This is a genomic window from Shinella sedimenti, from assembly GCF_022601905.1.
GTDB classification, from domain to species: domain Bacteria; phylum Pseudomonadota; class Alphaproteobacteria; order Rhizobiales; family Rhizobiaceae; genus Shinella; species Shinella sedimenti.
In genome coordinates this window covers 392,637-415,278 of record NZ_JAKVIN010000004.1, presented here as the reverse complement: position 1 = coordinate 415,278, position 22,642 = coordinate 392,637, and the positions used below count along the sequence as shown (strand labels likewise).

Genomic DNA, 22,642 nt, shown 5'->3' with positions numbered 1-22,642 from the left:
GAGCGACCATGACAATCGCTGAGCGGCGTGTGCCGGTTTCCGTGCTGACCGGCTTCCTGGGTGCGGGCAAGACGACCCTGCTCAACCGCCTGCTGAAAGACCCCGCACTCACCGATACGGCCGTCATCATCAACGAGTTCGGCGAGGTGGGCATCGATCATCTGCTGGTCGAGCAATCGGGCGACGGGATCATCGAGCTTTCGGACGGATGCCTGTGCTGCACGATCCGTGGCGAACTGGTCGATACATTGGCCGACCTGATGGATCGCATGCAGACGGGCAAGATCCAGCCGCTGAAACGCATCGTCATCGAGACGACCGGCCTTGCCGATCCCGCCCCGGTGCTGCAGGCGGTGATGGGCAATCCTGTCCTGTCGCAGTCCTTCAGCCTCGACGGGGTGATTACCGTCGTGGATGCGGTCAACGGTCTCTCGACGCTCGCCAACCATCCCGAAGCCGTCAAGCAGGTCGCCGTGGCCGACCGCGTGCTGATCAGCAAGGCCTCGCTTGCCGACACGGCGACGCTCGATGCCGTGCGCCGGGAAATCGCCGCGCTCAATCCGCGTGCCGTCGTCTCCGATGTCGATGCTCCCGGCCTTGCCAGCCCCGACCTGCTGGCGAACGGCCTCTACGATCCCGGCAGCAAGATTCCGGATGTCCGCCGCTGGCTGCATGAGGAGGCGCACGACGACCACCACCATCATGGGCACGACCATCACCACCATGATCATTGCGACCACGGTTGCGATCACAGTCATCACCAGGAGCATGCCCACCAGCATGCCCATGACGTGACGCGCCACGATACGACGATCCGTTCTTTCAGCATCCTGCACGATCGGCCGATCGATCCGATGGCACTGGAAATGTTCATCGATCTCCTACGCTCGGCTCACGGCGAAAAGCTGCTGCGCATGAAGGGTATCGTGCTCATGGAAAACAGTCCCGAACGGCCGTTGGTGCTGCATGGAGTGCAGAGCGTGTTCCACCCGCCGGAGCGGCTGGCCGCCTGGCCGGAAGGCGCCGAGCGCCGCACACGCCTTGTGCTGATCACGAAGGATCTGCCGGAGGCTTTCGTACGCGACCTCTTCGACGCCTTTACCGGCACGCCGAAGATAGACCGTCCGGACCGCGCCGCTCTCGCCGACAATCCACTCGCCATCCCCGGCCTCAAGCTCTAAACGTCAGCCGTGAGGGGCCGAGCAGGGCGGCCATGCCGCCCTGCCGAAGTTCTAGGCCTTCAGTCGCATCATGGCATTCTCGAAGGGCAGCCCTTCACTGTCGGTTGCCCGGCGTGACAGCTCTTCGAAGCCGAGGCTCTTGTAGAAGCCGTAGGCCTGCACGTTCGCGGTGTAGACCTCCAGGCTCAGCTCGCCCTTCAGATCAAGCGCATGGGCGATGAGTGCCCGGCCGATTCCCAACCCCTGCCGATCCGGCGCCACGAACAGCCCGCCGATGAAGGTGTCCAGTAGGCTGATGAAGCCGACTGGCGCGCCGGCGTGGCAGGCAACCCAGGTTTCCGCCTGCGGCAGGTAGATCGTTTCGATCGCGACACGCTGCTCGCGCAGACGCGCCTCACCGAGGAATGCGTGCGCAGCCATCGAGGCTTCGAACCAGATGGCAGACAGTTTCAAAAGATCCGACGCCTCGTCATAGGCGCGGATGCGAATTTCCACGTTTTTCATGATTTGTCCGTAGATTAGAATGCACAAAACAGCGCCCGCTGGACGCTCGGAGCACCGCGACAAAGCGGTTCAATTGGGGCTTCTGTGCATCCATCTCCTTCTAACGCGACGGCCACGATATACCCCGGAAGGATGGATAAGCCAAGGGCCTGAGGTTCAGGCCTTCTTGCGGATCAGGAAACGGTGGCCGCCCTCGATGCGCTCGCTTGCCTCGAGCGCATGGCCGTCCTCGTGGCAGAAATGCGGAATGTCGATGACAGCGAGCGGATCCGTCGTCTCCACCCAGAGGGCCGCCCCGCCGCGCATCTTGGACAGCCGCTTGCGGGCCTTCATCACCGGAAGCGGGCATTTCAGGCCGCGCAGGTCATAGACCTCGGCCTCCGCCCGCGCCGCATTGCCGGTCATTTCTGCCAGAACTTCCAGAAGGGCTTCTTCTGCGTCTGCTCGACGACCTGCTGGCCCGCTTCGCCACCGGCGACGGGCAGTGTGGCGACCGCCTCCGTCTGCTGCTCGACGGGCGCGTTCCTTGCGCTTTTTCCGGCTGACGTCGCGGTTTCGCCGGCGCGCACCGGCTGATCGCCCTGGAGAGCGACGTTTTCGTTGACGACCGGCTGCACCTGCTCTGCCTGCCGCGGCTCACTATCCTGGCTGAAGAGCTTCCAGAAGGGTTTCTTTTCTTTCTTCTCGACGGCAGAGGCGATCCCCGGATTGTGTTCCGGCACCGGTAGAGCGCCGACGCCCCGCGCCTGCTTTTCCGCCTTGGCGGCGGCGACATCTGCCGCGAAATCGGCCGCGGCCTTGTTCTTGGCCTCCTCGGCTTCACGCACTGCGCGCTCGGCAGCCTCGACCTTGCGCCGTTCGGCCTCTTCAGCCTTCCGCTTCTGTTCGGCGATCTCCCGCTCGGTCATCAGCTTGCCGGCATCGAGAGAATTGCCGGTCGGCGCATAGGCCAGTTCGCGGCCCTTGCGCTGATCGGCCACGATGGCCTTGCGCTGGGCCTCGGACGGCTCGATCCAGACGGTGCCGGCATATTTGCTCATCGCTTTGGCATAGGCGGTCGCATATGTCTTGTTGTAGCTCGCAAGCGCCGCTTCGAGGCCACCCGGCGTGCTCATCGCGGGGCAGGCGCCGGCCGGCGAGAACGGCTTTTCCGCTTGCTGGTTGAAGATGTATTTGCCTTCGCAGACATTCACTTCGGGCGGACGCTTCGTTACCTCGAAATGGTCGTAGCCAACCTTCAGCATCTTCCAGAATTCGATATTGGGATTGTCGCGATGACGCGCCATGTTTTCCGCCGTCATGCGGAACGGAAACGCCTGGAGCTGAACCGATTTCTGCCCGCCATCGAAGGCATCGCGCGCGAAGGCGAAGATTTCCAGCATCTGCTCGTCGGTCATCGAGTAGCAGCCCGACGAAGAGCATGCGCCATGGATCATGAGATTCGTGCCGCTCGCCTTGTTGGCGCGGTCATAGGTATTCGGGAACCCGGTGTTGATCGCCAGGAAGTAGCTCGAATTCGGATTCATGTTCGCGCGTGAAAGCGGGTAGAACCCTTCCGGCGCCTGGCGGTCGCCTTCCTTCATCTTCGGGCCGAGCTTGCCGGACCAGGCGCAGATCTTGTAGTTGCGCACCAGCTGGAAACGGTTGGTACGGTCGGCCTTCCAAAGTTCGAGCCGGCCTTCCTCCTTGAAGATGCGCAGCATGATGGGCGAGGAACGGTCGATCTTCATCGACGCGAGCTTGCTCACGATGGACGGCGACAGCTGATAACTGGTCTTCGAGGAGACCTTGGAGATATCCACATCGACCTTGTCGAACGAATCGAGGGTCTCGTTGGTGCATCCCGCGGCAGCCACGGCGAGAAGCGAAACAGCGGCAAGAACAGACAGGCGCATGCAAGGGTCCGTGAGCTATCGTCAGATCGCGAGCCGTCGTACCGGCAAGGCGGAACAGGCTGTCGTAACCGGCTTATACTTCATAAATGCTTAACCGGGAATTCCTTCGCGCAGCCGAACACCGGCTGCAACCGTTTCAGACACAAGGAATATGGCCGAGATGCGGCAAAGGCGGCGCGAGCGCCGCCCCGATCAGAGTTGACGGCCGATATTGAGGTAGCGCTGGCGGCGGTCCTTGCGCAGCTGATCGCCCGGCTTGGCCGAAAGCTCCTTCAGCGACGAAGCGATCACGTCGCCCGTCCGCGCGATGACAGCCTGCGGGTCGCGGTGGGCGCCGCCCATCGGCTCGGGGATGATGCCGTCGATGATGCCGAAGGCCTTCAGGTCTTCGGCCGTGATCTTCATGTTGCTTGCCGCTTCCTTGGCGCGGGTCGAATCGCGCCAGAGGATCGATGCCGCACCTTCCGGCGAAATGACGCTGTAGATCGCATGCTCCAGCATGTAGACGCGGTCGCCCGTGGCGATCGCGATGGCGCCGCCGGAACCGCCCTCGCCCAGCACGACCGAGACGATTGGAACGCGGACATTCAGGCACATTTCCGTCGAGCGGGCGATGGCTTCCGCCTGGCCGCGCTCTTCCGCGCCGATGCCCGGATAGGCGCCGGCCGTGTCGATCAGCGTGATGACAGGCAGGCCGAAGCGATCCGCCATTTCCATGACACGGATGGCCTTGCGATAGCCTTCCGGGCGCGCGCTGCCGAAATTGTGCTTCAGGCGCGACTTGGTGTCGTTGCCCTTTTCCTGACCGATGACGGCAACGGCCTCACCGCGGAAGCGGCCGAGCCCTGCGAGGATCGCTTCGTCCTCGGCGAACTTGCGGTCGCCGGCAAGCGGAGTGAACTCTTCGAAGAGCTGGGAGGCATAATCGACGAAATGCGGACGCTGCGGGTGGCGCGCGACCTGCGTCTTCTGCCAGGGCGTCAGCTTGGCGTAGATATCGGCCATGGCCTCGCGGGCGCGGATTTCCAGCCGGCCGATTTCGTCGCTCGTGTCGATGCTCTCATCTTCTTCTGCGAGCTTGCGAAGCTCGTGGATCTTGCCTTCGAGATCCGAGATGGGCTTTTCGAAATCGAGGTAATTGTGCATGAGATGCGTTTCCGATCGTTTGCTCAAACCGCGCCAGGCTGCCGTCGGCCAGAGGGCCAGTCGCCAGCGATGGGGGTCCTAATCCGTTTTTTTCGCCTGTTTGGCAAGAGGGTGATGGTTTTGAACAAGCTCGTGAAGCCGTTCTTCCAGCACATGCGTATAGATTTGTGTCGTCGAAATGTCCTGATGGCCCAGCAGTTCCTGCACCGCGCGCAGGTCCGCGCCGTTCTGCAGCAGATGGCTGGCAAAAGCATGGCGAAGCACATGCGGCGATAGCGTCGCAGCCCGTATTCCCGCCCGTCCGGCCAGCGCCTTCAGATCGCGCGCAAACACCTGCCGGGGTAGATGCCCCTCCTTGCTCTGCGCCGGAAACAGGAAGTCTCCCGCCGCCGGATCATCGCCGATCTCGGCCGCCAGAGCTTCGCCATAGGCCTCCATCGCAGTGAGGGCGGCGCGCGACAGCGGTACCAGCCGCTCCTTGTTGCCCTTGCCCTTCACCACGAGGAACCGCCCAGTCTGCGCGAGGACGCTCCCCGGCAGGGAAACGAGTTCGCTGACGCGCATGCCCGTGGCATAGAGCAGTTCGACCAGCAGATGCATGCGCCGCTTCAGGAGAAGATTGCCGCCAGGCTCGCCCGCTTCCGTCTCGGCCCGTGTAATGAGACGCGTGACATCGTCAACGGACAGCGTCTTGGGCAGTGAACGCGCCTTCTTCGGCGCATCGAGGATGGCGGTGGGATCGTCGCCGCGCAGCCCCTCGCCGTAGAGAAACTTGAAGAACTGCCGCAGCGCCGAAAGCCGCCGCGCCTGCGACGACGCCGCAAAGCCCTGTTTGGCGAGATGGCCGAGATAGGCGCGCAGATCGTCCGGCGCCGCCTCCGTCAGGCGCACACCACCCGCGTTGAGGAACGATTTTGCGTCTTCCAGATCGCGCTCGTAGGATTGCAGGGTGTTGGTCGCGGCCCCGCGCTCGGCACTCATCATTTCGAGAAAGGATTCGACCTGAAGCGCTGACAGATCCCTCATTGCGGCGGGTTTACCCGTTCGGACGGTATCCGGATCGTGACCTCGCGTTCACTGGGCTGGACGAAGGTCACCAGCGCCACCATGACCCCATAGATCGATCCGGCGATCACGGCGCAGATGAACAGGAATCGGAACAGGGTGGGCATGGCAGTCTCCGGGGCAACGCCCTCTATATCGCCCTGCCCTGCCGCCAGTGCAAGGGATGGATGGTCACGCAGGCTTGACGCTTCCGGCGCTTTGTCGATACGGAAAGGGACGAAAACCCGGAAAACGCAATGACCGAGCTGATCGAACAGCCCCCCCTTACGCTTGCCGCAGAGGCCCGCGCCGCCCTCGGCAAACGCAATCTCGTGCTGATCGGCCTTATGGGCGCAGGCAAGTCGGCGATCGGGCGCATGACCGCGCAGGCGCTCGGCATTCCCTTCGTCGATTCCGACCACGAGATCGAGCGCGTCTCGCGCATGTCTATCCCCGACCTGTTCGCCACCTACGGCGAGGCGGAGTTCCGCGCGCTCGAGACCCGCGTCATCAAGCGGCTGCTGCGGTCGGGACCGCGCGTCGTCTCCACCGGCGGCGGGGCCTATATCAACGAGAACACGCGCCGGCACATCAAGCGCGGCGGGCTGACCGTCTGGCTGAAGGCCGATCTCGACGTGCTGTGGGAGCGGGTCAGCAAACGCGACACCCGCCCGCTGCTGAAGACGGAAAACCCGCGCCAGACACTCGAAAACCTCATGAACACCCGCTATCCGATCTATGCGGAAGCCGAGGTCACGGTCATTTCGCGGGATGTGAGAAAAGAAACCATGGTGGACGAGGTGCTTGCCGCGATCGCCGCCACCCGCAAAACCTGACGAGATAGCCATGACTGCTTCAGCCACCGCGCGCCGCACCGTGCGGGTCGACCTCGGCGACCGCTCCTACGATATTCTTATCGGCCCCGGGCTCATCGCGGCCGCGGGACGCGAGATCGCACTTCGCCTCAAGGGCCGAAAGATCGCCGTCATCACCGACGAACACGTCGCCCCGATCTATCTCGATGGCTTCATGGCTGCCCTCAAGTCCGAAGGCATTGACGCCGTTTCACTCGTGCTGCCGGCCGGCGAGAAGACCAAGAGCTTCGAACATCTCGTCAGCGTCTGCGACAGCGTGCTCGCCGCCCGCATCGAGCGCAACGACGCGGTCGTGGCGCTCGGCGGCGGCGTGATCGGCGATCTCACTGGCTTCGCCGCCGGTATCGTGCGCCGTGGCTCGCGCTTCATCCAGGTGCCGACCTCGCTTCTCGCGCAGGTCGATTCCTCCGTCGGCGGCAAAACCGGCATCAATTCCCCGCACGGCAAGAACCTGATCGGCGTGTTCCATCAGCCCGACCTCGTGCTCGCCGATACCGACGTGCTCGACACGCTCTCACCCCGCGAATTCCGCGCCGGCTATGCCGAAGTCGCCAAATATGGCCTGATCGACAAGCCGGAGTTCTTCAACTGGCTCGAACAGAACTGGCGGGCCGTCTTTGCTGGCGGCGAGGCGCGCATCGAAGCAATTGCCACGAGTTGCCAGGCGAAAGCCGACGTGGTCGCCGCCGACGAGCGGGAAAACGGCCAGCGCGCGCTGCTCAATCTCGGTCACACCTTCGGCCACGCGCTGGAGGCGGCGACGCATTATGACAGCGCCCGCCTCGTGCATGGCGAAGGCGTTTCCATCGGCATGGTGCTGGCGCACCAGTTTTCCGCCCGCATGAACCTGTGCAGTCCCGATGACGGCAAGCGCGTCGAGGCCCATCTGCGCGAGGTCGGGCTTCCCACCACCATGTGCGAAATTCCCGGTAGCCTGCCGCCGGCGGAGGTTCTCATGGACGCCATCGCGCAGGACAAGAAAGTCAAGGCCGGCAAGCTCACCTTCATCCTCACGCGCGGCGTCGGCCAGTCCTTCGTCGCCGATGACGTGCCGCAATCCGAAGTCATCGCCTTCCTCAAGGAAAAGCTGCCGACATGAACAGCGAAACGCCCGCCGCGCTCGCTCCCTTCTCCTGGCCGGTGATCGTCCTTGTCCTCGGCCTGATCCTTCTCGTCATCCTGCTGTTCCGGTGGCGCAATCATCAGAGTGCGCGCGACGCCGAGGGCGAACGCCGCCAGAGCGACGGCTCGTCGGCAAGACCCGACCGGGAAAAGCTCCTGAGCGCGCTCGATCTTGATGCGCTCGAAGTGTCCGACATCATGATCCACCGCACGACCATGCGCGGGCTCGATGCCGGCGATCCGCCGGAAGAGGTCGTCAGCGCCGTGCTGGAAAGCCCGTATACGCGCATGCCGCTCTGGTCCGGATCGGTCGACAACATCGTGGGCGTCGTGCACGCCAAGGACCTCCTGCGCGCGCTGGCCGAGCCGGGCGTCGAGCCGAAGAACCTCGATATCACCAAGGTCGCGCAGAAACCGTGGTTCGTGCCCGACACGACGACGCTGAAGGAACAGCTCACCGCCTTCCTGCGTCGCAAGGAGCATTTCGCCACCGTGGTGGATGAATATGGCGAGGTGCAGGGCCTCGTCACGCTCCAGGACATCCTGAAGGTCATCGTCGGAGATTTGTCCGATGAAAAGGATGTCGATGTCCAGGGCGTGCGGCGCGAAGCCGATGGCTCGTTGGTCGTCGATGGCAGCGTCCCGATCCGCGACCTGAACCGTGCCTTCGACTGGAACCTGCCGGATGAGGAAGCAACGACGATTGCCGGTCTCGTCATCCACGAATCGAAGTCGATTCCGAAGGAACGGCAGGCCTTCACCTTCTACGGCAAGCGCTTCATCGTGATGAAACGGGTGAAGAACCGCGTCACGCGTCTGCGCATCCGCCCTATCGAGCCGGAACAGCCCGCAGCCTGACCTACCAGCGCGTTGGCTCGCCCGGAGCCGCAGCCTCGACGGCGAGCGCGTGCAATCCCGCATCGAATTCCGCCGTCACGAGATCGTTGATTGCCCTGTGGCGCGCCACGCGGCCCATGCCGGCGAAGGCGGCCGAGACGATTCGCACACGCAGATGCGTCTCGCCCGCGCCGTCATGGCCATGATGGCCGGCGTGCAGATGGCTCTCGTTGATGACCTCGAGACGTTCGGGCGAAAAGGCTGCTTCAAGCTTCTCGGCGATGCTGGATTTCACGGACATTGAAAAACCTTTGCGTTGGAAAAACGGCTTGTCGCAACGCAACAAAATAGTTTCACAAAGCCAGCAACAAACCGCTTTGTCAATTCTTGTTGCGGGCTCGCCGCAACCCCATAATGAGCGCCATGAAACTCGATTCCAAATACTTCGACCGCATTCGCACGAAGCGGCGCGTGGAGCGTCCCGAACGTTCCGCGCCGATCTGTCAGTGGGACGGCTGCGAAGAGAATGCCGTGCATCGCGCGCCCGTGGGCCGCAATGCCGAAGGCCAGTATTTCATGTTCTGCTTCGAGCATGTGAAGGAATACAACAAGGGCTACAACTACTTCTCCGGCCTCTCCGACGGCGAGATCGCGCGTTACCAGAAGGAAGCCATTACCGGCCATCGCCCGACCTGGACCATAGGCGTCAACAAGGCGTCCAAGAACGGCCCCGCGCAGGGCAATGTGCGCTCGGGCTCGGCCGGGGCAAATCAGCGCATGCGCGACCCCTTCGGCTTCTTCAACGAGAGCAAGGGCCGCCGCCCGCAGATGGAGCCCCGCGCAAGAAAGCTGAAGACTCTGGAGGCGAAGGCTTTCGATACGCTAGGCCTCTCGGCGAATGCGACAAGCGACGACATCAAGTCGGCATACAAATCTCTTGTCAAAAAGCACCACCCGGATGCAAATGGCGGTGATAGGGGCTCGGAAGAGCGTTTTCGCGCGGTCATCCAAGCATATCAATTGTTAAAGCAGGCCGGCTTCTGCTAGAGCATTTTGCAGTCGGGCGGATTCCCGCCGGGCATCGCATGAATGCGGTCGAAACAGACGAGCATCGCCGGCAACAGACATTTGGGTGGAGGAGAGCCCGCCGCCCGCGGAGACGTGATGAGCAAGATGGATATCGATATTTCCAACCTCCCGGACACCACGGTTTCCGTACGGGAGGTTTTCGGCATTGATACGGACCTGCGGGTCCCGGCCTACTCCAAGGCGGACGCCTATGTGCCGGATCTCGATCCGGACTACCTGTTCGACCGCGAAACCACGCTGGCGATCCTCGCAGGCTTTGCCCATAACCGCCGCGTCATGGTTTCCGGCTATCACGGCACCGGCAAGTCGACCCATATCGAGCAGGTCGCAGCCCGCCTCAACTGGCCATGCGTGCGCGTCAACCTCGACAGCCATGTCAGCCGTATCGACCTCGTCGGCAAGGACGCCATCGTCGTCAAGGACGGCCTTCAGGTCACCGAGTTCAAGGACGGCATCCTGCCCTGGGCCTACCAGCACAATGTCGCGCTCGTCTTCGACGAATACGACGCAGGCCGCCCGGACGTCATGTTCGTCATTCAGCGCGTTCTGGAATCGTCGGGCCGCCTGACGCTGCTCGACCAGAGCCGCGTCATCCGCCCGCATCCCGCTTTCCGCCTGTTCGCCACCGCCAACACGGTCGGCCTCGGCGATACGACAGGCCTCTATCACGGCACCCAGCAGATCAACCAGGCGCAGATGGACCGCTGGTCGATCGTCACCACGCTGAACTATCTGCCGCACGACAACGAAGTGAACATCGTCGCCGCCAAGGTGAAGCGTCTTGCCGCCGGCAAGGACGGCCGCGAGACGATTTCGCGTATGGTGCGCGTGGCCGATCTCACCCGTGCCGCGTTCATCAACGGCGACCTTTCGACGGTCATGAGCCCGCGTACCGTCATCACCTGGGCAGAAAATGCCGAAATCTTCGGTGATATCGCCTTCGCCTTCCGCGTCACCTTCCTCAACAAGTGTGATGAGCTTGAACGCACGCTGGTTGCCGAACTCTACCAGCGCGCCTTCGGCATCGAGCTGAAGGAAAGTGCGGCCAATATCGTGCTGGAGGCCACGGCCTAAGGCCCGGTAGAAGCGCATGGCAGCTCGCGGAGACAATTCGAAGCCGAGGCCCGGCGGCGTGGTCGACATGGAACCGTTCCGTCGCGCGGTGACGGGCTGTGTCCGCGCCGTCTCCGGCGATGCGGAGGTGGAGGTCACCTTCGCCAACGAGCGTCCGGGCATGACGGGCGAGCGCATCCGCCTGCCGGAACTGAGCAAGCGGCCCTCGCCGGCCGAAGTCGCGCTCACCCGCGGCCTCGGCGATTCCATGGCGTTGCGCAAGGCCTGCCACGACGCCCGCGTGCACGCCACCATGTCGCCGCAGGGAGCGGATGCCCGCGCCATCTTCGATGCCGTCGAGCAGGCGCGTGTCGAGGCGATCGGTTCCAACCGCATGCAGGGCATGGCGCAGAACCTGAACGTCGTGCTGTCGGAAAAATACGCCAAGGCTAATTTCGGCGCGATCACCCGTCAGGCCGATGCGCCGCTTGAGGAGGCCGTGGCGCTTCTGGTGCGCGAGAAGCTGACGGGGCAGGCCCCGCCGGCATCCGCCGGCAAGGTGGTCGATCTCTGGCGCGATTTCATCACGGACAAGGCCGGCAAGGATATGGACGGCCTCTCGGCCGCCATCAACGACCAGCAGGCCTTTTCCCGCGTCGTGCGCAACATGCTCGCGTCGATGAACGTTGCCGAACAGTACGGCGACGACGAGACCGAGCCGGACGACAACCAGACGCCCGAGGACGAGAACCAGCCGCGTAGCGACTCACAGGATGACAGCGACAGCCAGGAAGAGGCTGGCGACGACAGCGCCCCTGCCGACGAAAACGAAACGTCCGACGAGCAGATGGAAGAAGGCGAGATGGAAGGCGCGGAAATCTCCGACGACGACCTCGCCGACGACGACGGCGACGAGACGGACAAACCTGGCGAAGTCCGCCGCCCGAACCAGCCGTTCTCCGATTTCAACGAGAAGGTCGACTACACGGTCTTCACGCAGGAATTCGACGAGACGATCACCGCGGAAGAGCTTTGCGACGAAGCGGAACTCGACCGCCTGCGCGCTTTCCTCGACAAGCAGCTCGCCCATCTCCAGGGCGCTGTTGGCCGCCTCGCCAACCGACTGCAACGCCGCCTGATGGCGCAGCAGAACCGCGCCTGGGAATTCGATCTTGAAGAAGGCTATCTCGACAGCGCCCGCCTGCAGCGCATCATCATCGACCCGATGCAGCCGCTGTCCTTCAAGCGCGAGAAGGACACAACCTTCCGCGATACGGTCGTAACGCTGCTCATCGACAATTCCGGCTCCATGCGCGGCCGGCCGATCACGGTTGCCGCCACCTGCGCCGATATCCTCGCACGCACGCTGGAGCGCTGCGGCGTGAAGGTCGAGATCCTCGGCTTCACCACCAAGGCGTGGAAGGGCGGCCAGTCGCGCGAGAAGTGGCTCGGCAGCGGCAAGCCGCAATCGCCCGGCCGCCTCAACGACCTACGCCACATCGTCTACAAGGCTGCCGACGCACCGTGGCGGCGCGCGCGCCGCAATCTCGGCCTGATGATGCGCGAGGGCTTGCTCAAGGAAAACATCGACGGCGAAGCGCTGATCTGGGCGCATGATCGTCTTCTGGCACGGCCCGAGCAGCGCCGCATCCTGATGATGATTTCCGACGGCGCGCCGGTCGATGATTCGACGCTTTCGGTGAACCCCGGCAATTATCTCGAGCGGCACCTGCGCGCCGTCATCGAACAGATCGAGACCCGTTCACCGGTCGAGCTTCTGGCCATCGGCATCGGCCATGACGTCACGCGCTACTACCGCCGCGCCGTCACGATTGTCGATGCCGACGAACTGGCCGGTGCCATGACTGAGCAGCTTGCTTCCCTCTTCGCCGACGAGACGACAAGCAGCCGCCCGGCCCGCCGCCGTGCGGGCTAAGCTGACGCCCGCCCGGCAATCCCTGCTGCAACGCCTTGCAGGTGCGGCGCTCTGCGCCGCTCTTTTCCTGCCCGTCGCGCGCCCGGCCGCAGCCGACATCATCGATGTTCCCGTCGTCAACCGCGCCTTCTCGCGGTTCATGCTCGGATCCGACCAGCGCATCTTCGGCAAGCTCGAATTTCTCGGCGGCATCAGCTACACATCGAGCACCAACCTGCTTGGCTCCATCTCGGCCATTCGTTTCCGCGAGGATCGCGAAAGCTTCGTCGCCGTGCTCGATACAGGGCATTGGCTGACCGGGCGCATTGAACGGGATGCCGAGGGACGGTTGAGCGGCATCACCGACGTGAAAACGCGCTCCATGTTTGATCGCAATGGCCAGGACGAGCGCGTCAAGAACAGGATGGATGCCGAAGGCCTCGCACTCGTCGATGGCGAGGCGCTGGTTTCCTTCGAGGTCTATCACCGGATCGACGCCTACCCGGATCCCGGCTTCATGGAAGCGCGGCCGAAGCGCCGCATACCCTTCCTGATCGACCCCAAGGAGTTGCGCTTCAACCGCGGCATGGAGACGCTTGCCCTGTCGCCCGCGGCAGGGCCGCTCGGCGCGGCGCTCGTCACAGTCACCGAACGCAGCCTCGATCCTGACGGCAATGTCTTTGCCGCCGTGCTTTCCGGTCCGCGTGCCGGCATCTTCTTCGTCAAACGCAACGACCCATGGGACATCACCGACGGCGCTTTTCTGCCGAACGGTGACCTGATTCTCCTGGAGCGGCGGTTCCGCCTGGCAGACGGCATGGGTATGCGCATCCGCCGTATCGACGGCGATACGATCCGGCCTGGCGCGGTCGTCGATGGCGAAGTGCTGATCGATGCCGATCTCAGCCAGCAGATCGACAATATGGAGGGGCTGGACGTCGTGGTGATGGCGCCGGACGATATCCGGATCATCGTCGTTTCCGACGACAACCACTCCATCCTCCAGCGCAACCTGATGCTGGAATTCCGTCTTCCCAATTGAAAAAGCCGCCCGCGCACGGCGGACGGCTGTCATCTGGTCAGGAACGGTTCTCAGACCGCTTTTTCGATACCCGGCATCGGCTTCAGCCTGGTCATCAGCGCGCCATAGGGCAGCAGCATGACCACGCCGACGAGCACCTTCACCGAGAAATCGCCCATCGCCCATGAAATCCAGCGGGGAGCCTCGGCATGGAAGATGCCGAGAACCGGCGCCCAGGCGATCGCGAAATCGTCATTCGGCCCGAAGATCGAGAAGAACGGCGCAAAGGCGAAGGAAAAGAAGATCACCGTGTCCAGAACCGAGCCGATCAGCGAGGCGATCAGCGGCGCGCGCCACCAGCTCTGCCTGCGCAGCCGGTTGAAGACAGCGATATCGAGCAACTGGCCGGCGAGGAACGCCGAGCCCGAGGCAATCGCGATGCGCGGCATGGATACGGCAAACGAGAAGGCCACCGCCACCACAAAACCCGCGGCGACGACACGGCGCGCAACGCGCGGGCCGAACTGCCGGTTCGTCAGGTCGGTGATGAGAAAGGCGACGGGATAGGTGAAGGCGCCATAGGTCAGGAGATCGCCAAGCGCGATGCCGAACAGCTCTCCCGACAGCGGGTATTGCACCAGCACGTTGGAGGCGACGACCACGGCGGTCATCAGGAGGACATAGATAAGGGTAATGCGGTTCGCTTGCATTTTTTTATCCTGGGTGATGCCACCAGTTGGATTGACAATGATTTTCTCAACGCATTGAGGCCTGCCCGATGAACGGTCAAGCCTCAATGAGAATACGTTTGCTCAGCGCCTGGAATCAGGCAGCAGCAGCGGTCTTCTTGGCGATCTGGCGGCGCAGCAGACGAGCGCGCATCGACAGTTCGTTCTCTTCAGCCTTCAGAAGGAAGGCGTCGAGGCCACCGCGGTGCTCGACGGAGCGCAGGGCAGCAGCCGAAACGCGAAGACGGAAACGCTGGCCGAGGGCGTCGGAAATCAGCGTGACATTGCACAGGTTCGGCAGGAACTTGCGCTTCGTCTTGTTGTTTGCGTGGCTCACATTGTTGCCCGACTGGACGCCCTTGCCGGTCAATTCGCAACTACGGGACATGGTACACCTATTTGTTCTTGTTCAGGACAACACGTTTCCGGCAGCGAAACCGGCCGCAGTCCGTCTGGCCTTTTTGGAAAGTTGCGGTTCTATAGTCACACTGACCGGCGACGTCAAGCCAAACCTGCGCACAGGCTGGAAATCAGTTGCCAAGCCACACGATTCGCGGGAATAGCAGAACACGCTGAAATTCTCCACGGCGTATAATCGCCGCAATGGCAGGCTAGGCGAAGCGTTTGAACGGGAGCGTCCAGATGAACAAGCAGGGTTGGGTTGCCGGTGCGGTCGCGTCGCTTGCCTTGACGGTGAGCGCGGCACCCGTTTCGGCGGAAGAAATCCTGCATCGCACGGACTACAGCATCCGCCTTTCCGGCCTTCCAGTGGCGACGGCGAGCTTCCAATCCGCCTTTGACGGACGGCGCTATTCCATTTCCGGCAGCATGAGCTCCGCCGGCCTTGCCGATATCTTTGCCAGGACGAAGGGCACGACCTCAGTCTCGGGCATCGTCAGCCGCGACAGGCTGCGCGCGACGTCTTACTCGGTCAACTACCAGAGCGGCAAGCGCGGCCGGGCCATCGACGTCACCTTCCGCAACGGCAATGTCGTCAATGCCAGCATGATGCCGCCGCGCAAGAAGCCGGAAAACTGGGTGCCGGTTTCCACCGCCGATATGCGCTCAGTGCTGGACCCCATTTCCGGCCTCATCATTCCCGCCGGCAACCGCATCTGCCCCAAGACCCTGCCGATCTTCGATGGCGAATCGCGTCTCGATCTGCGCCTGACGTCCAAGGGCACCCGGTCCTATACCACCAAGGGCTTTGCGGGCGAGGTCACGGTCTGCGGCATTCGCTTCATCCCGAAATCTGGCTACAGGAAGGGCCGCGAGGACGTGGAATATCTGCGCCGGCTGAGCACCATGGAAATCTGGTTTGCCAAGGCCGAGGCGGCGAATGTATATGCTCCTGTTTATGTGAAGATTCCGACCAAGCTCGGTCCCGTCACCGTATCGGCCACCCGCTTCGGCGACTGAGCCTTCGGTCGATCGAGCCCCGCTCGGCAGACCGGAGACATCGGCCTTGAAGACGCGTGCAACCCTGATCGGCTTTACCGCGATCCTGATGTGGGCGCTGCTTGCGCTGTTGACCGCAGCATCCGGCAAAATGCCGCCTTTCCAGCTTTCGGCGATCTGCTTTCTCATCGGCAGCCTGCCCGGCATCGTGGTGCTGCTGGCCCGGCCGCAGCGTGTGCGCCTGCTTAAGCAGCCGGCAAAGCTATGGATCACCGGCATCCTGGGCCTGTTCGGCTATCATTTCCTCTACTTCACCGCACTGCGCAACGCGCCGGCCGTCGAGGCCAGCCTGATCGCCTATCTCTGGCCGCTCCTCATCGTCACCGGCTCCGCGCTGCTTCCGGGCGAGCGCCTGAAATGGAACCATATTCTCGGCACACTGCTGGGCCTGGGCGGTACGGCGCTCATCGTGGGGCGCAACGGCGTTTCCTTCGACAGCGCCTATCTTGTCGGCTACGGCGCCGCCTTTCTTTGCGCCTTCACCTGGGCAGGCTATTCGCTTATTACCCGGCGTTTCGAGGCGGTCTCGACGGATGTGGTGACCGGTTTCTGCATTGCGACCTCCATCCTCTCCCTGATGTGCCATCTGGCACTCGAGACGACGGTCTGGCCGCAGACCGGATCTGAATGGCTGGCCATCGCCGGCCTGGGCCTGCTGCCCGTGGGGGCTGCCTTCTATGCCTGGGATTTCGGCGTGAAGAACGGCGATATCCAGATCCTTGGCGCAGCCAGCTACAGCGCGCCGCTTCTTTCGACGCTGGTGCTCATCGTGTCCGGTTTCGCCGAACCGTCGCTCAGCATCGGCATCGCCTGCCTGCTCGTGACAGGCGGCGCGATGCTGGCCGCCAAGAACATGATCTTCCGCAAAACGGCCGCCAACCCGGCCTGATCTCAGAACCGGTCCTTGCGGGCGCGGATCTCGGCAAAGACTTCCGCATCGCTCGCCGTCTTCATGCCGAGGTGTTGCCGGATGGCGGGATCGGCCGCACGCAGGAACGGGTTCGTCGCCTTCTCCAGACCGATCGTTGTCGGCGCCGTGAAGGCATCTTTGGCCCGCAAGGCCTCCACGTCCTCGACACGAGCCCGCAGAGCGGCATTGTCAGGATCGACTGTCAGTGCGAAACGCGCATTGGACAGCGTGTATTCGTGGCCGAAATAGACCACCGTGTCATCGGGCAGCGCCGCGAGCTTCGAAAGCGAATCCCACATCTGCGCCGGCGTCCCCTCGAAGAGCCGGCCGCAGCCGAGCGCAAAGAGCGTATCGGCCGCAAACAGCAGCTTGTCCTGCGGCAGGTGGAAGCAAATATGCCCGAGCGTGTGGCCGGGCGTCAGGATGACATCGACAGGCCGGCCGGCGAAGGTGAAGCTGTCACCATCCTCCACCTTGCGGTCGAGACCCGGTATGGCTTCATGCGCCGGGCCGATGATCGTCACGCCGAAACGCGCCTTGAGCGCGCCGTTCGCCTCCACATGGTCCTGATGATGATGGGTCGTGAAGATGTGGCTGAGCGTCCAGCCGCGCCGGGCAAGCGCATCGAGGATCGCCTGCTCCTCCGGCGCATCGATGCTCGCCGTTTCCCCCGTCGCCGGATCGTGCAGGAGCACGCCGAAATTGTCGCTGCGGCAGGAAAAGAGTTCGATTTCGAGCGGGGTCATGGCGCAGTCCTTGTATTCACGGGGTCATTCACGGGGCATCGGTCAGGGCGAATGTAAGGCAATCGCCCTTGAAGTCTACCGGCCCATCGCTAACATCCTTGCCATGCATGCAGATATCGTTGACCTCCGTGAGTTCTACCATTCGTCGCTTGGCCGCCTCGCCGACCATTCCATCTCCATGGCGCTCGCTTCGCTCTGGGCGCGCCTGCCGGACGAGCGGCTGGTCGGCCTTGGCTATGCCGTGCCCTATCTCGACCGGTTCCGTGTCGATACAGAACGCACCTTCGCCTTCATGCCCGCCGGCCAGGGCGCTGTGAATTGGCCTGCGGGAGAGATGTCGGCCACCGCGCTCGTCTTCGACGAGGAGTTGCCGCTGCCGGATTCCTCCGTCGACCGCATATTGATGGTCCATTCGCTGGAATTCGCCGAAAACCCCCGCGAAACCATGAAGGAGCTGTGGCGCGTCCTGTCGCCCGGCGGACGCCTCGTCATCGTGGTGCCAAACCGGCGTGGCGTGTGGGCCCGCATGGAGCACACGCCTTTCGGCTCCGGGCGTCCCTATTCGCGCGGCCAGCTAACGGCGCTTCTGCGCGAAACCAATTTCACCCCCGGCGCATCTGCAGAAGCGCTGTTCTTCCCGCCGTCCAAGCTGCGCAGCGTGCAGAAACTGCGCGGCGCCTTCGAGCGGCTGGGGCGCATGCTGTGGCCGATGTTCTCCGGCGTCATCGTGGTGGAGGCGCAGAAGCGGCTTTACCAGGGCCTGCCGGTTGCCGCACGCGCATCGCGCCGCGTCTTCGTTCCCGTCCTGGCGCCCCAAGGCGTGCCGACCACGCGCGACCGCCTGCCGCGCTGATCCTCTCGACAAAAGCGGGCCTGCCCGTTAGACGGGCGGGAAAGAGCTAAAGGCGAGACATCATGACGGACGGACATTTCGACAAGATCGCACTGATCGGCATCGGCCTCATCGGCTCGTCCATCGCCCGCGCTGTCAAGCTCAAGGGCCTTGCCAAATCCGTCGTCATCTCCAGCCGCAGCCAGGAGACGCTGGACCGCGCCCGCGAGCTTGACCTCGGCACCGACTACGTGCTCGACGCCGGCGAGGCCGTCGAGGGCGCCGATCTCGTCATCGTCTCGGTTCCTGTCGGCGCGTCCGGCAAGGTCGCAGAGGCGATCGCACCGCACCTCAAGCAGGGCGCCATCGTCACCGATGTCGGCTCCACCAAGGCATCCGTCGTGGCGCAGATGCTGCCGCATATCCCCAAGGGCGTGCATTTCATCCCCGGCCACCCGCTGGCGGGTACGGAGCATTCCGGCCCGGACGCCGGCTTTGCCGAGCTCTTCCAGGGCCGCTGGTGCATCCTGACCCCCGTGCACGGCACCGACAAGGACGCCAAGCGCAAGCTTGCCGCCTTCTGGGAGGCGCTCGGCTCGAAGGTGGACGAGATGGACATGGAGCATCACGACAAGGTGCTCGCCATCGTTTCGCACCTGCCGCATATCATCGCCTACAACATCGTCGGCACCGCCGACGACCTGGAGACGGTCACCGAATCGGAAGTCATCAAATATTCCGCATCCGGCTTTCGCGATTTCACGCGCCTTGCCGCCTCAGATCCGACCATGTGGCGGGACGTGTGCCTGCACAACAAGGACGCGATCCTCGAAATGCTCGCCCGCTTCTCGGAGGACCTGGCCTATCTGCAGCGCGCCATTCGCTGGGGAGACGGCGAGAAACTCTTCGATCTCTTCACCCGCACCCGCGCTATCCGTCGCTCGATCATCGACGCGGGTCAGGATACGTCGGCGCCGAACTTCGGACGCCCCGGTCCCGACGAAAAGGCCTGATCAGAGCGGCGGGATTTCCGCGACCGCGAACGGCCCGAGATAGACGGTGCCCTGCTGCACATTGAGCTTGACCACGGCCCGGTCCTGCCCGCCCGACAGGGCGCGCAGCGCGCTCGCCACACGCTTCACAGTCTTGGCCGCCTCCGGAAACGTCTCTGAGATCCGGTCCCGCCACAGGTCGATACCCTCGATGGTGAGGTCGACAGTGCCGGAGACGTAGCCGTCGTCACCGATGGAAACCGGCCCCGAAAGCGTCATCGTCCGGCCCTCGCCGAGATCGAATGTCAGGGCACGCAGCTCCGCGGTCGTGCCGAGTGGCAAGCCGGCCGGCGGGCCTTCCTTCGAAAGCCAGCTCGCCGCATTGGCGATCGTCATGTCGGCGGCCATGTTGAACGGCGGCAGCGTCTTGTTGCCGAGATCGAGCGAAAGCTCGTCCAGCGACGCTGCGACATCGAGCGCCTCGCCCGACTGCCGCACATGGTGTTCGCCATGCGTCACCGAAACGCCCACGGAAACGCCCTGCGAAGGCGCATTCAGCCGGCCCTTCAGGCCGTCATAGGCGATGGAGGCTCGGTCGAGGCCGGTCGTCCACGCGACCACGCTCGCGCGCATCAGGTCCCAGTTCGCGTCAAAGGCGAGATCGGGCGTCACGCGAACCTGCGCGGGCCCGTCGAGTTCGATGATCCCATGCCCCGGCCGGTAGACCTGCGCCGCCGAACGCAGCGCACCGAAGCTCGCCGAAAGACCCGCCGGACGATCATCGAGGCCGACGGAATCACAGAAAACGCCGATACGGAACGGAAAGCCACGCACCGACAGGTCCGTGCACGACGCAGCATGCATGCCCTGCTGGGACGCGGCAAGCTCCTGCGCGATGCGCTCCTTCAATTGGCTTGCGGCATAAAACCATCCGCCCGTATAGAGCGCGACAGCGACAACGATGGCAACGGCAAGCAGGATGAGCTTGCGTGTAACGCCGGATGTGTCGGCGCGGCTTGACGATGCCATACTGTTCTCCAATGGTAGCGGACTCGATTTGTCCGAATGCGCGTCAAAGCCGGCAATTGCGGCGGCTTTTAGAGAGATGGTCCCGGTGACGGTGGATATGAACGAATTCTGGGTGTTTGGCTACGGATCGCTGATGTGGAATCCGGGCTTCGAGTACGAGGAACGACAGCCGGCTCATCTTTTCGGCTTCCGCCGTTCGCTGTGCGTGCGCTCTTGGGTCCATCGCGGCACCGAGCAAAAACCCGGCCTGGTACTCGGCCTCGACCGGGGCGGCTCTTGCCGTGGCGTGGCCTTTCGCGTTGCGCCGAACGCCCGGGACGCCGTCGTCGACTATCTGCGCGAGCGCGAACTTGTGACACACGTCTACAAGGAGCGGACGCTCCCTGCCACGCTCGGCGACGGGCGGCGCGTTTCAACGCTCACCTATATCTGCGACCGTGCCCATCACCAGTTCGCCGGATCGCTGTCCGTCGACGAGGCGGCGCGGACCATCAGCACCGCCGTCGGCAAGTCGGGGCACAATATGGATTACGTGCGCAACACGCTGTCGCACCTGCGCGACATGGGCATCCGCGACCACTGGCTGGAGGATGTCGGCCGCACGGCGGAAGGCCTTTACACCCGCATCTCCGCCTGACCGGGCGTTCCCGCCTTCAGTTCCGCCAGTCGCTTGATGGCTGTCGGCGGCAGCATGAGATGCGGATTGGCCTCGACCGTCTCGACGAGCAGCTTGTCGCTGGCCGTCTCCATGACGTCGACGAGATGGGCGAGGAATGCATCGGGATCCATGCCCGGCGCGATGGCGGGCAGAATCTGTACCTTGAAATGGCCCGGCTGGCGGATGAACTTGCGGCGCGGCCAGAACAGGCCCGGATGCATCACGACGGGCACGACCGGCACCTGGAGATCGCGATAGAGCCGCGCGATGCCATACTTGTATTCCGGGGGCGCACCCGGGGGACGGCGCGTGCCTTCCGGATAGATGATCAGCTGGCGCCCGGCATTCATTTCCGCCTTGGTGCGCTCCATTACTGCGGTCATCACCTTGCCGCGCGCACCGCGGTTCACGGGCACCATGCGTTGTTTCTTGATGTACCAGCCGAACAGCGGGATCCAGGTCAGCTCGCGCTTGAGAATGTAGAACGGGTCGCTGAGCCACGGCAGCAGAGCATAGGCATCCCAGAAGGATTGGTGCTTCGGTGCGAAGATGTAGCCGCCCGCCGGAATGTTCTCCAGCCCCTCGATCTCGAAGGTCGTGCCGACGATGACCTTGAAAAGCCAATGGTTGCTGCGCGCCCAGAACTTGGGAACGAAATAGGCCTTCTTGCGCGGCAGCAGGAAGTAGATCGGCGTGAAGACGATCATCTGCGCGATGAGATTGAGATAGAAGACGGCGTTGAAAAGCACGGAGCGAAAAGCGATCATCGGGCGGCCTGTGAACGGAACATGCTCCCGCCCTACACGATATTGCCGGACGGGGAAACTCCCGCCTGATCGATGTCAGCCGCCTTCGATATCGCCCCGAAGGCCGGACCAGTTGCGCGCACCGGCAAACGCCCTTATCTGCGCGAGACTGTACTTCACATATTCGGAAAGCATCGCCTTCAGCACGCCCGGCTGGCGCAGCCAGTTGCCGTTCTTGAGATCCGTGTTGACGACGGGATAGGCAATGAATTCGGTCTGCGGATCGCTGGCCTTCAACTCGAGCAGGCTGCGCGGCATATGATAGTTGTTGGTGACAACGAGAACGCGCCGGAACCGATGGTCATTGATCCAGCGCGCCGCCTCATTGGCATTGCCGACCGTGTCGATGGCATCGTAGCCCATGTCGACGCAGCACTCGAACAATGTGGAGGAGCTCTGCGTGAGCTTGCGCAGCTGGTTGCCGCTTGTCGACGGATTGGCCCCGGAAATCAGCAGGCGCCCGCCGGCCCCCTTTTTTAGAAGGTCGATGGCGTGGTCGATGCGCTGGTAGCCGCCGGTCAGCACGACGATGGCGTCGGCTTTGGGATCGCCAGGCGTTTCCAGCCCGGCCACCGTTTCAGCGAAATACAGGAAGCCCGCGCTTCCGAGGATGGCGGCCAGCAGGATGGCCGCGAGAATGGCGCGCACCAGCAGTCGCACGGGGCCTTTCCGCCTCCGTCGTCCGTCCCGCAGCAGCCCGTTGGGCATGCCGGCCTTCGTCTGATCCAGCATGTTCATGATTCTGTCCATAGAACCGGATTAAGGCAACCCCTAGTCCGTTTCGCAGCGATGGTAGACCGG

At 63.3% G+C, this 22,642-nt stretch carries 25 protein-coding genes and 1 pseudogene; 13 read left to right on the top strand and 13 right to left on the bottom strand.

The genetic code is table 11. The annotated features are described in order from the left end of the window. Window positions 1-8 precede the first annotated feature (8 nt). Window positions 9-1,181 carry a CobW family GTP-binding protein gene (locus MKI86_RS12230; protein WP_241601168.1) on the top strand — a complete coding sequence of 391 codons (1,173 nt, stop codon included), beginning with the start codon at window positions 9-11 and terminating at the stop codon, window positions 1,179-1,181. A 51-nt stretch (window positions 1,182-1,232) separates the two neighbouring features. On the opposite strand, the gene MKI86_RS12225 is transcribed toward MKI86_RS12230, so the two are convergent. The 6 genes from MKI86_RS12225 to MKI86_RS12200 form a co-directional block, all read right to left on the bottom strand. Then, window positions 1,233-1,685: a GNAT family N-acetyltransferase gene (locus tag MKI86_RS12225; RefSeq protein WP_241601167.1), complete on the bottom strand. Its 453-nt coding sequence runs from the start codon at window positions 1,683-1,685 to the stop codon at window positions 1,233-1,235. A 156-nt stretch (window positions 1,686-1,841) separates the two neighbouring features. Beyond that, window positions 1,842-2,090 carry a sulfurtransferase TusA family protein gene (locus MKI86_RS12220; RefSeq protein ID WP_241601166.1) on the bottom strand — a complete coding sequence of 83 codons (249 nt, stop codon included), beginning with the start codon at window positions 2,088-2,090 and terminating at the stop codon, window positions 1,842-1,844. Further along, window positions 2,087-3,580 (bottom strand): L,D-transpeptidase family protein, encoded by a 1,494-nt coding sequence (locus tag MKI86_RS12215; RefSeq protein ID WP_241601165.1) that lies wholly within the window; start codon window positions 3,578-3,580, stop codon window positions 2,087-2,089. The genes MKI86_RS12220 and MKI86_RS12215 overlap by 4 nt, the downstream gene beginning before the upstream one ends. Before the next feature lie 192 nt (window positions 3,581-3,772). Next, the gene (locus tag MKI86_RS12210) at window positions 3,773-4,726 is read right to left on the bottom strand and encodes an acetyl-CoA carboxylase carboxyltransferase subunit alpha (RefSeq protein WP_241601164.1); all 954 of its coding nucleotides are present in this window, start codon (window positions 4,724-4,726) and stop codon (window positions 3,773-3,775) included. 78 nt (window positions 4,727-4,804) lie between these two features. Next, on the bottom strand, window positions 4,805-5,752 hold the full coding sequence (gene xerD / locus MKI86_RS12205; protein ID WP_241601163.1) for a site-specific tyrosine recombinase XerD: 948 nt from the start codon (window positions 5,750-5,752) through the stop codon (window positions 4,805-4,807). Further along, window positions 5,749-5,898 carry a hypothetical protein gene (locus MKI86_RS12200; protein WP_241601162.1) on the bottom strand — a complete coding sequence of 50 codons (150 nt, stop codon included), beginning with the start codon at window positions 5,896-5,898 and terminating at the stop codon, window positions 5,749-5,751. Before MKI86_RS12200 ends, xerD begins: the two co-directional genes overlap by 4 nt. A 129-nt stretch (window positions 5,899-6,027) precedes the next feature. On the opposite strand from MKI86_RS12200, the gene MKI86_RS12195 reads away from it, so the two are divergent. The 3 genes and pseudogenes from MKI86_RS12195 to MKI86_RS12185 all read left to right on the top strand — a co-directional run. Continuing rightward, window positions 6,028-6,606 carry a shikimate kinase gene (locus MKI86_RS12195; RefSeq protein WP_241601161.1) on the top strand — a complete coding sequence of 193 codons (579 nt, stop codon included), beginning with the start codon at window positions 6,028-6,030 and terminating at the stop codon, window positions 6,604-6,606. A 10-nt stretch (window positions 6,607-6,616) separates the two neighbouring features. After that, complete coding sequence (gene aroB / locus MKI86_RS12190; RefSeq protein WP_241601160.1) at window positions 6,617-7,744, top strand: 3-dehydroquinate synthase; 1,128 nt, start codon at window positions 6,617-6,619, stop codon at window positions 7,742-7,744. Window positions 7,745-7,926: 182 nt separating this feature from the next. Continuing rightward, window positions 7,927-8,625, top strand: a pseudogene (locus MKI86_RS12185) (transporter associated domain-containing protein); the annotation flags it as partial. A 1-nt stretch (window position 8,626) separates the two neighbouring features. On the opposite strand, the gene MKI86_RS12180 reads toward MKI86_RS12185, so the two are convergent. Continuing rightward, window positions 8,627-8,905 carry a BolA family protein gene (locus tag MKI86_RS12180; protein WP_241601158.1) on the bottom strand — a complete coding sequence of 93 codons (279 nt, stop codon included), beginning with the start codon at window positions 8,903-8,905 and terminating at the stop codon, window positions 8,627-8,629. Window positions 8,906-9,018: 113 nt separating this feature from the next. On the opposite strand from MKI86_RS12180, the gene MKI86_RS12175 reads away from it, so the two are divergent. The 4 genes from MKI86_RS12175 (at window position 9,019) to MKI86_RS12160 (ending at window position 13,703) form a co-directional block, all read left to right on the top strand. Beyond that, window positions 9,019-9,651: a J domain-containing protein gene (locus MKI86_RS12175; RefSeq protein ID WP_241601157.1), complete on the top strand. Its 633-nt coding sequence runs from the start codon at window positions 9,019-9,021 to the stop codon at window positions 9,649-9,651. Between the two features lie 117 nt (window positions 9,652-9,768). Then, on the top strand, window positions 9,769-10,767 hold the full coding sequence (cobS, locus tag MKI86_RS12170) for a cobaltochelatase subunit CobS (protein WP_241601156.1): 999 nt from the start codon (window positions 9,769-9,771) through the stop codon (window positions 10,765-10,767). A gap of 16 nt (window positions 10,768-10,783) precedes the next feature. Beyond that, on the top strand, window positions 10,784-12,682 hold the full coding sequence (gene cobT / locus MKI86_RS12165) for a cobaltochelatase subunit CobT (RefSeq protein WP_241601155.1): 1,899 nt from the start codon (window positions 10,784-10,786) through the stop codon (window positions 12,680-12,682). Then, window positions 12,672-13,703, top strand: a complete 1,032-nt coding sequence (locus MKI86_RS12160) for an esterase-like activity of phytase family protein (protein WP_241601154.1) — start codon at window positions 12,672-12,674, stop codon at window positions 13,701-13,703. Before cobT ends, MKI86_RS12160 begins: the two co-directional genes overlap by 11 nt. A 50-nt stretch (window positions 13,704-13,753) precedes the next feature. Here the strand turns inward: MKI86_RS12160 and MKI86_RS12155 are convergent, their stop codons facing one another. Next, window positions 13,754-14,392, bottom strand: a complete 639-nt coding sequence (locus MKI86_RS12155; RefSeq protein WP_241601153.1) for a VUT family protein — start codon at window positions 14,390-14,392, stop codon at window positions 13,754-13,756. A gap of 115 nt (window positions 14,393-14,507) precedes the next feature. Beyond that, window positions 14,508-14,798 carry a 50S ribosomal protein L28 gene (rpmB, locus tag MKI86_RS12150; protein WP_064331573.1) on the bottom strand — a complete coding sequence of 97 codons (291 nt, stop codon included), beginning with the start codon at window positions 14,796-14,798 and terminating at the stop codon, window positions 14,508-14,510. Window positions 14,799-15,052: 254 nt separating this feature from the next. Here rpmB and MKI86_RS12145 point away from each other — a divergent pair, with 254 nt between their 5' ends. Further along, window positions 15,053-15,829 carry a DUF3108 domain-containing protein gene (locus MKI86_RS12145; protein ID WP_241601152.1) on the top strand — a complete coding sequence of 259 codons (777 nt, stop codon included), beginning with the start codon at window positions 15,053-15,055 and terminating at the stop codon, window positions 15,827-15,829. A 46-nt stretch (window positions 15,830-15,875) separates the two neighbouring features. Next, window positions 15,876-16,757 carry an aromatic amino acid exporter YddG gene (gene yddG / locus MKI86_RS12140; protein ID WP_241601151.1) on the top strand — a complete coding sequence of 294 codons (882 nt, stop codon included), beginning with the start codon at window positions 15,876-15,878 and terminating at the stop codon, window positions 16,755-16,757. Between the two features lie 2 nt (window positions 16,758-16,759). Here the strand turns inward: yddG and gloB are convergent, their stop codons facing one another. Then, window positions 16,760-17,524, bottom strand: coding sequence for a hydroxyacylglutathione hydrolase (gene gloB, locus MKI86_RS12135; protein ID WP_241601150.1), 765 nt, complete (start codon window positions 17,522-17,524; stop codon window positions 16,760-16,762). 103 nt (window positions 17,525-17,627) lie between these two features. Here gloB and MKI86_RS12130 point away from each other — a divergent pair, with 103 nt between their 5' ends. Beyond that, complete coding sequence (locus tag MKI86_RS12130) at window positions 17,628-18,377, top strand: class I SAM-dependent methyltransferase (RefSeq protein WP_241601216.1); 750 nt, start codon at window positions 17,628-17,630, stop codon at window positions 18,375-18,377. A gap of 62 nt (window positions 18,378-18,439) precedes the next feature. Further along, on the top strand, window positions 18,440-19,369 hold the full coding sequence (locus MKI86_RS12125; protein ID WP_241601149.1) for a prephenate/arogenate dehydrogenase family protein: 930 nt from the start codon (window positions 18,440-18,442) through the stop codon (window positions 19,367-19,369). On the opposite strand, the gene MKI86_RS12120 is transcribed toward MKI86_RS12125, so the two are convergent. Beyond that, window positions 19,370-20,377, bottom strand: a complete 1,008-nt coding sequence (locus MKI86_RS12120; RefSeq protein ID WP_241601148.1) for a DUF2125 domain-containing protein — start codon at window positions 20,375-20,377, stop codon at window positions 19,370-19,372. It abuts the gene before it with no gap. An 85-nt stretch (window positions 20,378-20,462) separates the two neighbouring features. Here MKI86_RS12120 and MKI86_RS12115 point away from each other — a divergent pair, with 85 nt between their 5' ends. Beyond that, window positions 20,463-21,014 (top strand): gamma-glutamylcyclotransferase, encoded by a 552-nt coding sequence (locus MKI86_RS12115; RefSeq protein ID WP_241601146.1) that lies wholly within the window; start codon window positions 20,463-20,465, stop codon window positions 21,012-21,014. Here MKI86_RS12115 and MKI86_RS12110 read toward each other — a convergent pair. Next, the gene (locus MKI86_RS12110) at window positions 20,993-21,802 is read right to left on the bottom strand and encodes a lysophospholipid acyltransferase family protein (RefSeq protein WP_241601145.1); all 810 of its coding nucleotides are present in this window, start codon (window positions 21,800-21,802) and stop codon (window positions 20,993-20,995) included. The genes MKI86_RS12115 and MKI86_RS12110 overlap by 22 nt on opposite strands. 75 nt (window positions 21,803-21,877) lie before the next feature. Continuing rightward, a complete protein-coding gene (locus MKI86_RS12105; protein WP_370879955.1) occupies window positions 21,878-22,579 on the bottom strand; it encodes a YdcF family protein in 702 nt (233 codons plus the stop codon). Between the last annotated feature and the right edge of the window lie 63 nt (window positions 22,580-22,642).